This window comes from Mycobacterium deserti, assembly GCF_025345615.1.
GTDB classification, from domain to species: domain Bacteria; phylum Actinomycetota; class Actinomycetes; order Mycobacteriales; family Mycobacteriaceae; genus Mycobacterium; species Mycobacterium deserti.
On record NZ_JAODWD010000003.1, the window covers coordinates 655,038 to 668,955 of the forward strand.

Annotated in this window: 17 protein-coding genes and 2 pseudogenes; 13 read left to right on the plus strand and 6 right to left on the minus strand. The window is 67.2% G+C overall.

Translation table 11 applies throughout. The features are described 5' to 3' along the window. Window positions 1-25: 25 nt before the first annotated feature. On the plus strand, window positions 26-1,792 hold the full coding sequence (gene aspS / locus N4S67_RS14635; protein ID WP_260993692.1) for an aspartate--tRNA ligase: 1,767 nt from the start codon (window positions 26-28) through the stop codon (window positions 1,790-1,792). On the opposite strand, the gene N4S67_RS14640 is transcribed toward aspS, so the two are convergent. Beyond that, the gene (locus tag N4S67_RS14640; RefSeq protein ID WP_260993693.1) at window positions 1,789-2,583 is read right to left on the minus strand and encodes an SDR family NAD(P)-dependent oxidoreductase; all 795 of its coding nucleotides are present in this window, start codon (window positions 2,581-2,583) and stop codon (window positions 1,789-1,791) included. The two genes, aspS and N4S67_RS14640, sit on opposite strands and share 4 nt — an antisense overlap. Before the next feature lie 56 nt (window positions 2,584-2,639). Between N4S67_RS14640 and N4S67_RS14645 the strand changes: the two genes are divergently transcribed. Next, window positions 2,640-3,062 carry a nitroreductase family deazaflavin-dependent oxidoreductase gene (locus N4S67_RS14645; RefSeq protein ID WP_260993694.1) on the plus strand — a complete coding sequence of 141 codons (423 nt, stop codon included), beginning with the start codon at window positions 2,640-2,642 and terminating at the stop codon, window positions 3,060-3,062. A gap of 54 nt (window positions 3,063-3,116) precedes the next feature. Here N4S67_RS14645 and N4S67_RS14650 read toward each other — a convergent pair whose 3' ends face one another. Then, the gene (locus N4S67_RS14650; RefSeq protein ID WP_260993695.1) at window positions 3,117-4,298 is read right to left on the minus strand and encodes a thiolase family protein; all 1,182 of its coding nucleotides are present in this window, start codon (window positions 4,296-4,298) and stop codon (window positions 3,117-3,119) included. Between the two features lie 96 nt (window positions 4,299-4,394). Here N4S67_RS14650 and N4S67_RS14655 point away from each other — a divergent pair, with 96 nt between their 5' ends. After that, complete coding sequence (locus N4S67_RS14655) at window positions 4,395-4,865, plus strand: winged helix-turn-helix transcriptional regulator (RefSeq protein ID WP_260993696.1); 471 nt, start codon at window positions 4,395-4,397, stop codon at window positions 4,863-4,865. Here N4S67_RS14655 and N4S67_RS14660 read toward each other — a convergent pair. Next, window positions 4,862-5,239 carry an MmcQ/YjbR family DNA-binding protein gene (locus N4S67_RS14660; RefSeq protein ID WP_260993697.1) on the minus strand — a complete coding sequence of 126 codons (378 nt, stop codon included), beginning with the start codon at window positions 5,237-5,239 and terminating at the stop codon, window positions 4,862-4,864. The genes N4S67_RS14655 and N4S67_RS14660 overlap by 4 nt on opposite strands. Before the next feature lie 23 nt (window positions 5,240-5,262). On the opposite strand from N4S67_RS14660, the pseudogene N4S67_RS14665 reads away from it, so the two are divergent. The 4 genes and pseudogenes from N4S67_RS14665 to N4S67_RS14680 form a co-directional block, all read left to right on the plus strand. Continuing rightward, window positions 5,263-5,604: pseudogene (locus N4S67_RS14665) on the plus strand (DUF389 domain-containing protein); the annotation flags it as partial. Beyond that, window positions 5,586-6,095: pseudogene (locus N4S67_RS14670) on the plus strand (alpha-E domain-containing protein); the annotation flags it as partial. The pseudogenes N4S67_RS14665 and N4S67_RS14670, both read left to right, overlap by 19 nt. Next, complete coding sequence (locus N4S67_RS14675) at window positions 6,092-6,991, plus strand: transglutaminase family protein (RefSeq protein ID WP_260993698.1); 900 nt, start codon at window positions 6,092-6,094, stop codon at window positions 6,989-6,991. The pseudogene N4S67_RS14670 and the gene N4S67_RS14675, both read left to right, overlap by 4 nt. After that, on the plus strand, window positions 6,984-8,042 hold the full coding sequence (locus tag N4S67_RS14680) for a zinc-binding metallopeptidase family protein (RefSeq protein WP_260993699.1): 1,059 nt from the start codon (window positions 6,984-6,986) through the stop codon (window positions 8,040-8,042). Before N4S67_RS14675 ends, N4S67_RS14680 begins: the two co-directional genes overlap by 8 nt. A gap of 15 nt (window positions 8,043-8,057) precedes the next feature. On the opposite strand, the gene N4S67_RS14685 is transcribed toward N4S67_RS14680, so the two are convergent. Beyond that, the gene (locus N4S67_RS14685) at window positions 8,058-8,642 is read right to left on the minus strand and encodes a hypothetical protein (RefSeq protein ID WP_260993700.1); all 585 of its coding nucleotides are present in this window, start codon (window positions 8,640-8,642) and stop codon (window positions 8,058-8,060) included. A gap of 23 nt (window positions 8,643-8,665) precedes the next feature. Here N4S67_RS14685 and N4S67_RS14690 point away from each other — a divergent pair, with 23 nt between their 5' ends. The 5 genes from N4S67_RS14690 to N4S67_RS14710 all read left to right on the plus strand — a co-directional run bounded on the left by N4S67_RS14690 (window position 8,666) and on the right by N4S67_RS14710 (window position 12,241). Further along, window positions 8,666-9,502, plus strand: coding sequence for a DUF3097 domain-containing protein (locus N4S67_RS14690; RefSeq protein WP_260993701.1), 837 nt, complete (start codon window positions 8,666-8,668; stop codon window positions 9,500-9,502). A gap of 41 nt (window positions 9,503-9,543) precedes the next feature. Beyond that, entirely contained in the window at window positions 9,544-10,872 is a 1,329-nt protein-coding gene (locus tag N4S67_RS14695; protein WP_260993702.1) for a replication-associated recombination protein A, read from the plus strand. Between the two features lie 150 nt (window positions 10,873-11,022). Then, window positions 11,023-11,379 carry an ArsR/SmtB family transcription factor gene (locus tag N4S67_RS14700; protein ID WP_260993703.1) on the plus strand — a complete coding sequence of 119 codons (357 nt, stop codon included), beginning with the start codon at window positions 11,023-11,025 and terminating at the stop codon, window positions 11,377-11,379. Further along, a complete protein-coding gene (locus tag N4S67_RS14705; RefSeq protein ID WP_260993704.1) occupies window positions 11,376-11,846 on the plus strand; it encodes an SRPBCC family protein in 471 nt (156 codons plus the stop codon). Before N4S67_RS14700 ends, N4S67_RS14705 begins: the two co-directional genes overlap by 4 nt. Then, a complete protein-coding gene (locus tag N4S67_RS14710) occupies window positions 11,846-12,241 on the plus strand; it encodes a VOC family protein (RefSeq protein ID WP_260993705.1) in 396 nt (131 codons plus the stop codon). Before N4S67_RS14705 ends, N4S67_RS14710 begins: the two co-directional genes overlap by 1 nt. Before the next feature lie 63 nt (window positions 12,242-12,304). Here the strand turns inward: N4S67_RS14710 and N4S67_RS14715 are convergent, their stop codons facing one another. Together N4S67_RS14715 and N4S67_RS14720 are read right to left on the minus strand one after the other, a co-directional pair. Continuing rightward, complete coding sequence (locus N4S67_RS14715; protein WP_260993706.1) at window positions 12,305-12,616, minus strand: GlsB/YeaQ/YmgE family stress response membrane protein; 312 nt, start codon at window positions 12,614-12,616, stop codon at window positions 12,305-12,307. A 79-nt stretch (window positions 12,617-12,695) separates the two neighbouring features. Next, complete coding sequence (locus N4S67_RS14720; RefSeq protein WP_260993707.1) at window positions 12,696-13,316, minus strand: hypothetical protein; 621 nt, start codon at window positions 13,314-13,316, stop codon at window positions 12,696-12,698. A 141-nt stretch (window positions 13,317-13,457) separates the two neighbouring features. On the opposite strand from N4S67_RS14720, the gene N4S67_RS14725 reads away from it, so the two are divergent. Beyond that, window positions 13,458-13,847: a secondary thiamine-phosphate synthase enzyme YjbQ gene (locus N4S67_RS14725; RefSeq protein ID WP_260994045.1), complete on the plus strand. Its 390-nt coding sequence runs from the start codon at window positions 13,458-13,460 to the stop codon at window positions 13,845-13,847. Window positions 13,848-13,918 lie beyond the last annotated feature (71 nt).

Here is a 13,918-nt window from a genome sequence, read left to right on the forward strand (position 1 = left end):
CGTCAGGCCATTCACAGGAGATTTCGTGCTGCGCAGTCATGCCGCCGGTTCATTGCGGCCCGCCGACGCCGGTCAGAGGGTGACGCTCGCCGGGTGGGTGGCACGACGCCGGGACCATGGTGGGGTCATCTTCATCGACCTGCGCGATGCGTCGGGTGTGTCGCAGGTGGTGTTCCGCGAGGCGGACGTGCTGCAGTCGGCGCACCGGCTGCGCGCGGAGTTCTGCATCGCCGTCGACGGTGTCGTCGAGGTCCGGCCGGAAGGCAACGCCAATCCCGAAATCCCCACGGGCGAGATCGAAGTCAACGCGACCTCGCTGACCGTACTGGGGGAGAGCGCGCCGCTGCCCTTCCAACTCGACGAGCAGGCAGGCGAGGAAGCGCGACTGAGGTACCGCTATCTCGATCTGCGCAGGGAAGGTCCGGGAGCGGCAATTCGCTTGCGCTCCAATGTTAATGCCGCAGCCCGCGAGGTGCTGGCCCGCCACGAGTTCGTTGAGATCGAGACGCCGACGATGACGCGTTCGACGCCGGAGGGCGCCCGTGACTTCCTCGTGCCTGCGCGCCTGCAGCCGGGCAGCTTCTACGCCCTGCCGCAGAGCCCGCAGCTGTTCAAACAGCTGTTGATGGTCGCAGGCATGGAGCGCTACTACCAGATCGCGCGCTGCTATCGGGACGAGGACTTCCGCGCCGACCGACAGCCCGAGTTCACGCAGCTCGACATGGAGATGAGCTTCGTCGACGCCGACGACGTCATGACGGTGTCCGAGGAGATCCTCAAGGCGTTGTGGGCGCTCGTCGGGTACGACCTGCCGACCCCGATCCCGCGGATGACCTATGTCGAGGCGATGCGCCGTTTCGGCTCCGACAAGCCCGACCTGCGGTTCGGCGTCGAACTCGTGGAGTGCACGGAGTACTTCTCCGACACCACATTTCGGGTGTTCCAGGCGCCCTATGTCGGTGCGGTCGTCATGGCCGGCGGTGCGTCGCAGCCTCGACGCACCCTCGACGGCTGGCAGGAGTTCGCCAAGCAGCGCGGACACAAGGGCCTGGCCTATGTGCTCGTCGCCGAAGACGGCACGTTGGGCGGTCCGGTGGCCAAAAACCTCACCGACGCCGAGCGCGACGGTCTCGCCGCACACGTCGGCGCCCACCCGGGGGACTGCATCTTCTTCTCCGCCGGTCCGGCCAAGACGGCCAGGGCGCTGCTGGGGGCCACCCGCATCGAGATCGCCAAGCGGCTCAACCTGATCGATCCCGACGCGTGGGCGTTCACCTGGATCGTCGACTGGCCGTTGTTCGAGTCCGCCGACGAGGCCGCCGCGCACGGCGACGTCGCCGTCGGGTCTGGGGCGTGGACCGCGGTGCACCACGCGTTCACCGCGCCGAAACCCGAGTCGGAGGGGACATTCGACACCGATCCGGGCACCGCGCTGGCCAACGCCTACGACATCGTGTGCAACGGCAACGAGATCGGCGGCGGGTCGATCCGTATCCATCGGCGCGACGTCCAGGAGCGGGTGTTCGCGATGATGGGTATCAGTCACGACGAGGCGCAGGAGAAGTTTGGATTCCTGTTGGAGGCCTTCACTTTCGGTGCGCCCCCGCACGGCGGTATCGCATTCGGATGGGACCGGATCACCGCGCTGCTGGCCGGCACCGACTCGATCAGGGAAGTGATCGCTTTTCCGAAGTCCGGCGGAGGCGTCGACCCGCTGACCGGCGCGCCCGCGCCGATCACCGCGCAGCAACGCAAGGAGTCCGGCATCGACGCCAGACCGAAGGCCGACTAGCCTCGCCAGTCGCAGCCGGTCAACTCGGCGGACAACTCCCACAGGCGACGGGCCGCGACACGGTCGGTGGCCTTGCGCCGCAGCTTGGTCACCCTCGGGGGACCGAACTGGTTGAAGCGTGGCGCGAAATACGTGCCACTGGGCAGATTCGTCGTCACCGCCTCGACAGTGGCGCGCGCGCCCTGGGCCGGGGTGTGCAACAGCCGCCGCATCCGTTGGTGTTCGGCCATGGTCATCGACCGGGTGATGTCGGTGTCCGTCGCGCCGGGATCCGATGCGTAGGACCGGATGCCGCGACGGGTCAATTCGGCGACAAACAGGAAGTTCGCCAGCTTCGACTGGGAGTAGGCGCCGATCCACGTGTACTTGCGCGTGCGGTAATTGAGGTCAGCGAAGTCGATGCGGCCGAACAGGTACATGGCGCTGGCCACCGAGACCACCCGGTCCTTGATCCTGCTGCCCAGCAGGCACGTCAGCGCGAAGTGACCGAGGTGGTTGGTGCCCATGTGCGCTTCGAAGCCGTCGGCTGTGCGGGTCAGCGGCATGCCCATCACCCCCGCGTTGTTGACCAGCACGTCGACGGTGTCGACGGACTCGGCGAACGCCCGCACGCTGCCCAGATCCGAAAGGTCGAGCGCGCGCACCTCGACGCGGCCCGCCATCTCGGCGGCCGCCTGCTGGGCCTTCGGCACGGAGCGGCACGCGATCATCACGTCGTGCCCGGCGGCGGCCAGCGCTCCGGCCGTGGCCTTGCCCACTCCGCTGTTACCACCGGTGACGATGACCCGCATGGTCCTCGATTATGCGGACTCGGAATAGAAGCGGCGACTCCTCGGCTGGACACACCATGACCGAGACCCCCGACATCAAGGCGTTCAACGCCGACATCGTCAAGGAGTTCCGCGCGAACGGAGGCAAGGTGGGCGGGCCGTTCGAAGGCGGCACGCTGCTACTGCTGACCACCACCGGCGCGAAGTCCGGCCAGCCGCGACTCTCGCCGCTGGCCTACCTGGAGATCGACGGCCGGATCATCATCGTCGGGTCGTACGCCGGCGCCGACCGTGATCCGGCCTGGGTGCACAACCTGCGGGCCGACCCGCGGGCGCACATCGAAGTCGGCAGCACCGAGTACGACGTGACCGCCCGCGAGCTGCCGCAGGCCGAGCGCGACGCGCTCTACCCGAAGGTCGTCGAAGCGGCGCCGGTCTTCGCCGATTACCAGGCCAAGACCAGCCGCGTCATCCCGCTGTTCGAACTCGCCAGAGTGTGATTTCGGTGCGCGGACGATCGCTGAGCGACTGTCAGCGCACCGAAATCGCCGGGGTCAGAGCCGCTCGATGATGATGGCGTTGGCCATGCCGCCGCCCTCGCACATGGTCTGCAGCGCGTAGCGGCCGCCGCGCTGTTCCAGAGCGTTGACCAAGGTCGTCATGATCCGCGCGCCGCTGGCGCCCAAGGGGTGCCCGATGGCGATCGCACCGCCGTTGACGTTCGTCTTGGCCAGATCGGCTCCGGTGTCCTCGGCCCACGCCAACACGACCGGCGCGAACGCCTCGTTGACTTCGAACAGGTCGATGTCGGCGAGCGACAGTCCGGCCCGTTTGAGCACCTTCTCGGTGGCGGGGATGACGCCGGTGAGCATGTAGAGCGGGTCCGAGCCGACGACGGTCGTCGTGTGAATCCGGGCCAGCGGCGGAAGGCCCAGTCGCCGGGCCGTCGCACCGCTGGTGATCAGGACCGCGGCACTGCCGTCGGACAGCGGCGATGAGTTGCCCGGCGTGATCTCCCACTGAATCTGCGGGAACCTGGCCTCGTAGGCCGGGTTGTAGAACGCCGGCTTCAGCCCGGCGAGGGTCTGGACCGTCGTGCCGGGACGGATGATCTCGTCGGTCGACAGTCCCGCGATCGGCGCCAACTCCCGGTCGAACAGGCCCTCCTTGGTCGCCTGGGCGGCCTTCTCATGGCTGCCTGCCGAGAACTCGTCGAGTTGCTGACGGGAGAATCCCCATTTCGCCGCCATCAATTCGGCGCTGATGCCCTGCGGCACAAGGCCTTCGGGATAGCGCTGCGCCATCGCGCCGAACGGGTCGCTGCCCGGCAGAACGCTGGAGCCCATCGGCACGCGTGACATCGACTCGACCCCGGCCGCCACGACGATGTCATAGGCGCCGGAGATCACCCCCTGGGCGGCGAAGTGGATCGCCTGCTGGCTGCTGCCGCACTGGCGGTCGACCGTGGTGCCCGGCACGCTCTCGGGGAATCCCGCGCCCAGCAGCGCGTTGCGCGCGATGTTGACCGCCTGGTCGCCCACCTGCGTGACCGCACCCGCGATCACGTCGTCGACCTGCTCGGGGTTGATCCCGCTGCGCGTGACGACCTCACGAAGGGAATGCGCCAGAAGGTCCACGGGCAGCACGTCGTGCAATCCGCCGTTGGCTTTGCCCTTGCCGATCGGTGTGCGTACCGCCTCGACGATGACCGCATCCCGGTCTCCGTATCCGGCCATGGTTGCCTCCTGATGCCTCGACGCTGAGTACTGCTTTCTATACTCAGCTATACCACCTGGGTATACTGGGTTCAACCCAGAGGGAGAGTGACGTCGATGACAGTGCTGCAGGGCAAGCTCGCCGACCGCGATGCGTGGTCGGCGATCGGGGAGTGCCCGATCGAGAAGACGATGGTCCTGCTCGGAACGAAGTCGGCGATGCTCATCATGCGCGAGGCCTACTACGGCACCACCCGCTTCGACGACTTCTGCCGACGCGTGGGCATCACCAAAGCCGCAGCGGCCGCCCGCCTCGGCGAACTGGTCGATGCTGGTCTGCTGCAGCGCAGGCCGTATCGGGAACCCGGGCAACGGCGCCGTGACGAGTACGTGTTGACCGAAGCCGGACGCGATTTCATGCCGGTGGTGTGGGCGATGTTCGAGTGGGGCCGGCGGCACCTGCCCAACCGCACGCCGCTACGGCTCGCGCACAAAGACTGCGGAGCCGAGGCCAGCGTCGAGATCCGTTGCGCAGACGGGCATCTGGTGCCACCAGACCAGCTCGCGATGCGCGTCGTACGACGCTAGCGCTCTGCCAAATACGCTTTCGCCACCGTCTTCGGCGCCTGGGCCAGCCACGCCTCGGTGATCAGTTCCTCCAGTTCGGGTATGCCGATGGCGGTCAGCCGCACGAGAATCGCCGGGTAGCCGTCGAAGTGCGGGGTGGTGAAGTACATGCTGGGATCGTCGGCGATCAGCGCGAACTTCACCCCCTCGTCGGCGACGCGGGCGCCCAGGATGTCACCGGCGGGCGCGTCGTCGCCGAGCGCCTCGTAGTCCGCTTTGCGCAGCGGGCGCTCCCAGACGACGAGCTTCTTGCGCACCCGCCAGTTCCGCGGTGAGGCTTCCGTCGTCTCGGGAAGTTCGCCCGCGATGCGCGCCACATCAGCCCAATCGGCCACCGGTGAAACGCTACCCTCAGCCGATGCTGCATCTGCGCGTGATTGTGCCCAACGATCTGCGTGAACCGGTGATCGACGTGCTGCGGGACAACCCCGGCGTGACGCATCTGGTCGTGCACCGCGATGCCGCACAGATACCCGCGGGTGATGAGATCACCGCCGACATCGCGCGGGAGTCGGCCAACGATGTCGTCGGCGACCTCAAGGCGCTCGGCGTCAAGCAACGCGGCGCCATCACCCTCGACTTCGTCGACACGGTGCTGTCCACGCGGGCCTACCGGGCGGAGGACGACGCCGAAGGCGACCCCGCCGACGCCGTGGTCTGGGACGAGCTGGCCATTCGCAGGACATCGGCAAACGCATCGAACGCGGGCTCGCGCTCACGTCGCTGTTCGAGGCGACTCTGACGACCGCCCACAGCGGAGGCGGAGAACAGACCATCACGGAGTCGGCGCTGGTGGTGTGCGAGTCGGCCGTGATCTACCGGCGCCGCACGCTGGGGCGAGTCAGCGTGGCGTCGGTCGCGGAACTGATGTTGTTCGACCTCGAGAACCCGCGCTCGTTGGGCTATCAACTCGAACGGCTGCGCGACGCGCTGAAGACGCTGCCCGGATCGGCTGGTTCGTCGCGACCTGAGCGCATGGTCGACGAGATCGCCACCCGTCTGCGCCGGGTGGATCCCGCCGACCTCGAAGAGGTCTCCGCTGACGGTCGGCGGCAGGAATTCGCGGGCCTTCTCGACGATGTGCATCGCGACCTTCGCGAGCTGGCCGGCGTGATCACCGCCACCCACCTGTCGCTGCCCGGCGGCATGCAGCAGCTGTGGGGACCGGGCGAACGGCGGCTCCTGGCATGACGACGCGCCGATATCGGGTGTCGCACCGGACCGTCTACCGGTACTCCTCCGACGTCACCAGTTCCTACGGCCGCGGATTCCTCACCCCGCGCGAGTCGGCGTCACAACGGTGTCTGTCTCACGAGCTGGTGATCGATCCCGAACCCGCCGACAGCTCGACCAGCCGCGACGCGTACGGAAACGTCAGCTCGTATTTTCATGTCACGCAACACCATCAGACGCTGCGCGTCACCAGCAAGTCGGTCGTCGAAGTCGACCCTCCCGCAACAGAGGTGTACGACGGCGGCTCGGCCCGAGCGCCGTGGGAGATCGCCAGGCCGGTCGGCCTCGACGGAGCACTGGCCACCGAGTTCACCCTCGATCTGCGCCAACCCGAGATCACCGAGAAGATACGTGCTTACGCCGCACCCAGTTTCGAACCCGGGCGCCCGCTGATCGAGGTACTGAGTGACCTTTCGTCACGCATCCACTCCGACTTCACGTACCGGTCCGGCTCCACCACGGTGTCTACACTGGTCAGTGAGGTTTTGGCGGCACGCGAAGGGGTATGTCAGGACTTCGCGAGGCTCGCCATCGCGTGCCTGCGCGCCAACGGGCTGGCCGCCAGCTACGTCTCGGGTTACCTCGCCACCGACCCGCCGCCGGGAAAGGAACGCATGATCGGCATCGACGCGACACATGCATGGGCGTCGGTGTGGACCCCGCAGAACGTGTGGCTGGGCCTCGATCCCACCAACAACCAGATGACCGACGAGCGCTACATCGTCGTGGGGTTCGGCCGCGACTATGCGGACGTGCCGCCACTGCGCGGCATCATCTACACCGACGCGGACAGCAGCGTGATCGACGTCGCGGTCGACGTGGCTCCCGACGACGGGAGTGCGCCGCATGCGTGACTTCCACTGCCCGGTCTGTGGGCAGCGGCTCGCGTTCGAGAACTCGCTGTGCCTGTCGTGTGGCAGCTCGCTGGGTTACTCCCTCGACGACAACGAACTGATGGTCATCGCGGTGGGGAAGGACAGCGAGCATGCCGGTGCCGTCGATGCCGGCCGGTATCGGTTGTGCGCGAACCTTCATCTGGCCGAATGTAATTGGCTCGTCGAGAAGGATCCCGATCAGGATGCCGCGGCACGGCTGTGCGCGTCGTGTGCACTCACCCGAACACGGCCCAACGACTCCGACACCAAGGCGCTGACCGCGTTCGCCGCCGCCGAGAAGGCCAAGCGCCGCCTCATCGCCGCGTTACGCGAGTTGAAGCTGCCGATCGTCGGCCGCGACGAGGACACCGAATACGGCCTGGCTTTCGACCTGCTGTCCAGTGAATCCGAGAAGGTGTTCACCGGCCATGCCAACGGGGTGATCACGCTCGACCTCGCCGAGGGCGACGACGTGCACCGGGAGCAGCTGCGCGTGGAGATGCAGGAACCGTACCGCACGCTGCTCGGCCACTTCCGCCACGAAATCGGGCATTACTACTTCTATCGACTGGTCGAGCCGTCGCAGGACTACCTGCAGCGGTTCAACGAGCTGTTCGGCGATCCGGACGCGGACTACCAGGCCGCATTGGACCGCCACTACAGCCAAGGTCCTCCCTCAGGGTGGGAGGACACCTTCGTCTCGTCGTACGCCACCATGCACCCCGCCGAGGACTGGGCCGAGACGTTCGCCCACTATCTGCACATCCGCGACGCACTGGACACTGCCGCTGCCTTCGGTTTCGCGCCTGCCGGTGCCACGTTCGAGCGACGAGCACTGGGGCCCAGCGGTTTCGACACCATCATCGAGATGTGGTTGCCGCTGTCGTGGGGGTTGAACATGGTGAACCGGTCGATGGGTAAAGAGGATCTGTACCCGTTCGTGCTGCCTCCGGCGGTGCTCGAGAAGATGCGGTTCATTCACACCATCGTCGACGAAATCACCTCGGACCCCGCCAAACTCGCCTCATAACGGCCAGCCCCACCGTCATCGCCCCGCGGCCGTCATGCGGAGATAGGCACGGCCGCGCGGCGACAAGCGGTAGCCGACATCGAGGCTGATCGTCAGCCCGAGCGATTTGAGTTGACGCACGCGGCGCTTGAACCGCGGGACGTCAAGCCCCAGCCGCGCAGCGAGGTCCGGCGCACGCACCGCGTCGTTGGCCGCGACGAGTTCGAGATACCGCCTCGTCCACGGCTCGGTGGCCGCGTCCCATCGATCGAGGCGAGCGGTGATGGCCCGCACGTCGTCGGCCGACAAGTCGTCCTCGGCGGCCAGTTCGGGCCGCTCGTCAGGCGCCAGATAGGACACCGCGATCGCATAGGTGTGCCGGGCCGGTCGGCGGTCCAACTCCCGCTGAGCGGCCGCTGCGCTCGGATAACCCGCCGCGCGGGCCTGGGCGGCGGTGACGCGGTAGCCGCCCGGGTACTCGGCGACGTCGTCGACGCGGATAGTGCCTGCCACGGTGCGCTGCGTGCCGCCCGCCTTGGCCCGCGGCGCGTCCCATCGGCGCAACACCAACGTGATGCTGCCGTTAGCGATTCCCTCGGCCGTGTCGCGGTTGAGCAGCACGCGTGTGACCCTACGATCACCCGGTGGCTGATCGCTATGGCACCGACGTCCTCGCCAACAATCCGCATCGCAAACCGCGTTCCACGGAGTGTCCGGTGGAACTCGGCATGGTCGTCGAGGACGCCGCGACGGGCTATGTGGGCGCCGTGGTGCGCATCGAGTACGGGCGAATGGAACTCGAGGACCGCCGCGGGCGCAGGAAGCCGTTTCCCGTCGGGCCGGGCTACCTGATGGACGGCAAACCCGTCATCCTCACCGCGCCGCGGCGGCCCGCGCCGATGACCACACGGACCGCGTCGGGTTCGGTGGCCGTACCCGGTGCGCGCGCGAAGGTCGCCCTGCAGAGCCGCATCTATGTGGAGGGCAGACACGACGCCGAACTCGTCGAGCAGGTGTGGGGCGACGATCTTCGCATCGAGGGCGTCGTCGTCGAATACCTCGGCGGTGTCGACGATCTCGCCGCGATCGTCGCGGAGTTCGAGCCGGGGCCGGGCCGTCGGCTCGGGGTACTGGTCGATCACCTCGTCGCCGGGTCGAAGGAGGCGCGCATCGCCGAGGCGGTGCGTCGCGGACCCGGTGGCGAGCACACGCTCGTCGTGGGACACCCGTTCATCGACATCTGGCAGGCGGTGAAACCGACGCGACTGGGAGTTCCGGCGTGGCCGGTCATCCCGAAGGGGGTCGATTGGAAGAAGGGCGTGTGCCGCTCGATGGGCTGGCCGCACTCTCAGCAGGCCGACGTGGCCAGGGCGTGGCAGCGCATCAGGGGCCGGGTCCGGGACTGGAATGACCTGGAGCCGGCGCTGATCGGCCGCGTCGAGGAGCTCATCGACTTCGTCACGCAGCCCCCCGGATCGTGACGGTGCGCCATCGCGTCGCGGCTTCGTGGTAAGCAGAGGGCGTGTCCGACGGTCTGTTTGACGTCCCCGGCGAGCCCGGGCCGACCGCGACCGGCGCCGTAGGGGCGTCGTCGCCGTTGGCCGTGCGCATGCGGCCGGCCACCCTCGACGAGGTGGTCGGTCAGGACCATCTGCTGCAGCCGAACTCGCCGCTGCGCAGGCTGGTCGAGGGGTCCGGAGCCGCGTCGGTCATCCTCTACGGTCCGCCGGGCACCGGTAAGACGACGCTCGCCTCGATGATCTCGCAGACCACCGGCCGCCGGTTCGAGGCATTGTCGGCGCTGTCGGCGGGCGTGAAGGAGGTCCGAGCGGTCATCGACGTCGCGCGTCGCGCCGCCGCCCACGGCGAGCAGACCGTGCTGTTCATCGACGAGGTGCACCGGTTCTCGAAGACGCAGCAGGATGCGCTGCTGTCGGCGGTCGAGAACCGGATCGTGCTGCTGGTCGCGGCCACTACCGAGAATCCGTCCTTCTCCGTGGTCGCACCGCTGCTCAGCCGGTCGCTGATCCTGCAGTTGCAACCGCTCGACGTCGACGCGGTGCGCACCGTCGTACGCCGTGCGATCGACGACCCGCGCGGTCTCGGGGGCAAGGTCAAGGTGACCGACGAGGCTGTCGACCTGCTGGTGCAGTTGTCGGCAGGCGACGCACGTCGCGCGCTCACCGCCCTCGAAGTCGCAGCCGAGTCCGGGCAGGACGTGACGGTCGAGACCATCGAGCAGTCACTCGACAAGGCCGCTGTGCGCTACGACCGCGATGGCGATCAGCACTACGACGTGATCAGCGCATTCATCAAGTCCATCCGCGGCTCCGACGTCGACGCCGCGCTGCACTACCTCGCCCGGATGCTGGTGGCGGGGGAGGACCCGCGTTTCCTCGCGCGCCGGCTGATGATCCTGGCTTCCGAGGACATCGGCATGGCCGACCCGACCGCGCTGCAGACGGCGGTCGCCGCAGCGCAGACGGTGCAGTTGATCGGCATGCCCGAGGCGCAGTTGACGCTGGCCCACGCGACTGTGCATCTCGCGACGGCGCCCAAGTCGAACGCGGTCACCACCGCGCTGGGCGCGGCGATGAGCGACATCAGGGCGGGCAAGGCCGGACTGGTGCCCGCCCACCTGCGCGACGGCCACTACTCCGGTGCGCAGAAGCTGGGTAACGCCGTCGGCTACAAGTACGCACACGATGATCCCGACGGTGTTGTGGCGCAACAGTATCCGCCCGATGAAGTGGTGGGCGTCGACTACTACCGGCCCACCACCCACGGCAACGAACGCGAAATCGCGGGCCGCCTCGAAAAGCTGCGCGCAATCATCCGCCGCAAGCGCTGAACCGGCGCGCCGAGACTGCGCACAGATCGGCGCCGTCGAGCGGACAGCGGTCTCACCGCAGTCTTGCGACACGAATTCGGCCTTGACACCGGTCGAACCGCCTCCTACCGTTGTAATCAACAAATCAGTTGATCAAACACAAGGTTGATAATGGGGAGTGGTGAGGATGCGGACGACCGGCTGGACCGTGCCTTCCTGGCGCTCGCCGACCCGGTGCGCCGAGCGATCGTCGCGCGGCTGTCCCGCGGGCCGGCCACGGTCAACGAGCTGGCGGCGCCGTTCGACATCACCAAACAAGCGGTGTCCAAGCACATCCAGGTGCTCGAGCAAGCAGGGTTGGTCACCAGGACCCGTGAGGCACAACGACGGCCGGTGCACCTGGACGCGGCCGCGTTGGAGCGGCTGACCGCATGGATCGACCGGTATCGGCTCGACGCCGAACGTAACTACCGCCGGCTGGACAGCCTGCTGGCGGTCATGACACAAGAGAAAGGAATCGAAAAATGAACGCACTCAACCTCAAGGCACCCGTCGACACCCTGGCGATGGAGTTCACCCGGGAGTTCGACGCCCCCCGGGAGGCGTTGTTCCGGGCACACGCCGACCCTGAACTGGTCAAGCAGTGGCTGGGACCGCGCGGGCTCGAGATGAACGTCACCGAGTGGGAGTTCAAGAACCACGGCGGCTACCGCTACGTGCACTCCGACGAGCAGGGGGAGTACGCCTTCAACGGCACCTTCCACACCGTCCGCGAAAACGAGTTCATCCTGCAGACCTTCGAGTTCGAGGGCATGCCCGACATGGTGAACATTGAGTACATGTGGTTCGAGGACCTGGGTGGCGGCCGCTCCCGGTTACGCGGCCGGTCGATCTGCCCGAACACCGAGGCGCGCGACGGGTTGCTGTCCTCGGGCATGGAGGGCGGCATGACCGAGGGATACGAGAAGCTGGACGAGCTTTTGACGAGGCTCTGATGGATTGGACGCTCGAAGTGGTGGTGGTCCCGGTCGGCGATGTCGACCGGGCCATCGCCTTCTACCGCGACCAGATCGGCTTCAACCTCGACTTCGATACGCGCACCGACCAGGAGCGCTTCGCGCAACTCACCCCGCCGGGGTCGGGATGTTCGATTCAGGTCAAGGAGCCGCCGCCCATGCCGCCCGGCTCGCTCAAGGGCCTGCAGCTCGTCGTCGCAGATGCCAGCACGGCGCGACGACAGATCCTCGACCGCGGGGTGGCGGCAGGCGAGATCGACGTCATCGACGAACGCGACGGCGGGACGCTGTTCGGGTTCGCTGACCCCGACGGCAACGAGTGGGTGGTGCAGCAGATCAGGGCGCGGGGGGAAACACCGTTGCTCCGGCGTTGAGAAGGGCGCAAACAAAGACGATCCCGGCTGAGGGGGTTCAGCCGGGATCGTCGAATGGGGGGCTTAGCGCAGCATGCCGCCGCGGCGTCGGGTGCCCATGGCGCCGGTGCGCCGACGACCCATCAGCGCCGCGACGAGCGCGACACCGATTGCGGCGACGACGACCTGGACGAGCAGTTCCAGCCAGTCGATGCCGTTGGTGGCGGTGGGGATGCCGATCGCGCGGGCGATCGCTGTACCGATGAATGCCGAAACGATGCCGACAAGGATCGTGATGAGGAAGCCGATCGGCTGCCGGCCGGGCAGTGCCAGCCGTCCGAGAACGCCGACCACGATTCCGATGAGAATTGCGGTGATAACGCCGGTGATCGTCATTTCTCCTCCAGAGATTTGGTGTCCAGGTGAGGTACCCCGACACTGACGTCAATAAACGGTTGCGCGACTGCGGTGCCGGTCAGGCCATCTCGGGCACCCGCAGGTGGGCGATCGCGAGCTCGAATTCGCCTACGTCGACGATGTCGGCGCCGAGTTCGCGGGTGCGGGTGTTGCGGAGTTCGGTGGCCTGATCCCGATTGCGTTCCATCGCGTCGCGGCTGTCGAACGTCGTCGATGAGACGCCTCGCCCGGTCGAGCGGTTGATCAGCAGACTTGCGCTGCAGAAGCCCTCGAGATCCTCCAGCGAAGGCAGTACCGAAGCCTTGTAGAACTCGATGGCGCGCCCGACCTGATCAGCCGGCATCCGCAACCATGCCGCACGTACGCACGCGCCGTCAGCCGATTGATGGTCGCGATGCATGACCCCGATCTCCCACGAATCGACGGTGGCATCTCCGCCGAAGATCTCGATTGCACGGTCTCGAAGAGGCGCTGCCCGCTCCGTGCTGATGCGTAACGCGTCCTCGGTGTCCCAAGCGCTGGTGGCGATGCAGCGGCCGGACTCGCGGTCGACCAACATCGACAGGCCGACGTAGGCGTCCATGTTCTGCAGCGCCGGCATGACCTCGTCGCGAACGTAGGCGATTCCAGCGTCGATGTTGGATGGTTGCGCCTGAATGCTGGTAGAGCGTGCGTACACGATCCACCCCCTAATTTGTTGGGGCGGCGCCCCGGTGGCGCCACCGGACCACTCTTAGCCTCCTCCCGCATCGCCTGCGGATCAATGGATGGTTCGCAACGCAAATTGCTTGGAACGTAGGCTGGATTCGTGGATTCCGACGTGCTCGACATCGACACGACCCGCCGTCGCGTCGTCGACCTCACCGATGCGGTGCGCGACTTCTGCCGTGCCCGTCAGGACGGCTTGTGCAACGTCTTCGTCCCGCATGCGACGGCGGGAGTGGCGATCATCGAGACCGGAGCGGGTTCCGACGACGACCTGCTCGACACGCTGGAACGACTGTTGCCGCGCGACGACCGGTACCGCCACGCACACGGTTCGCCCGGCCACGGTGCCGACCATGTGCTGCCTGCCCTGGTGTCTCCATCGGTGACCGTGCCGGTGCAGGACGGTCAACCGCTGCTGGGAACGTGGCAAAGTGTGGTCCTGGTGGACTTGAACCGGGACAATCCTCAGCGCACGGTGCGGTTGAGCTTTCTCGGCTCCTAGCGGACCCGGCGCGGCGCCGGATCGTTGCCTTTCATGCGCCGCAACGGTGACCGGTACTGTGGTGCGGTCGA

What these genes read in the sequence shown, in the direction of transcription:
- N4S67_RS14650 (WP_260993695.1), bottom strand. Translation starts at nt 4,298, where the DNA reads ATGGCCGGATACGGAGACCGGGATGCGGTCATCGTCGAGGCGGTACGC.
- N4S67_RS14640 (WP_260993693.1), bottom strand. Translation starts at nt 2,583, where the DNA reads ATGCGGGTCATCGTCACCGGTGGTAACAGCGGAGTGGGCAAGGCCACG.
- N4S67_RS14710 (WP_260993705.1), top strand. Translation starts at nt 11,846, where the DNA reads ATGGATTGGACGCTCGAAGTGGTGGTGGTCCCGGTCGGCGATGTCGAC.
- N4S67_RS14715 (WP_260993706.1), bottom strand. Translation starts at nt 12,616, where the DNA reads ATGACGATCACCGGCGTTATCACCGCAATTCTCATCGGAATCGTGGTC.
- N4S67_RS14680 (WP_260993699.1), top strand. Translation starts at nt 6,984, where the DNA reads ATGCGTGACTTCCACTGCCCGGTCTGTGGGCAGCGGCTCGCGTTCGAG.
- N4S67_RS14675 (WP_260993698.1), top strand. Translation starts at nt 6,092, where the DNA reads ATGACGACGCGCCGATATCGGGTGTCGCACCGGACCGTCTACCGGTAC.
- N4S67_RS14645 (WP_260993694.1), top strand. Translation starts at nt 2,640, where the DNA reads ATGACCGAGACCCCCGACATCAAGGCGTTCAACGCCGACATCGTCAAG.
- N4S67_RS14655 (WP_260993696.1), top strand. Translation starts at nt 4,395, where the DNA reads ATGACAGTGCTGCAGGGCAAGCTCGCCGACCGCGATGCGTGGTCGGCG.
- N4S67_RS14705 (WP_260993704.1), top strand. Translation starts at nt 11,376, where the DNA reads ATGAACGCACTCAACCTCAAGGCACCCGTCGACACCCTGGCGATGGAG.
- N4S67_RS14700 (WP_260993703.1), top strand. Translation starts at nt 11,023, where the DNA reads ATGGGGAGTGGTGAGGATGCGGACGACCGGCTGGACCGTGCCTTCCTG.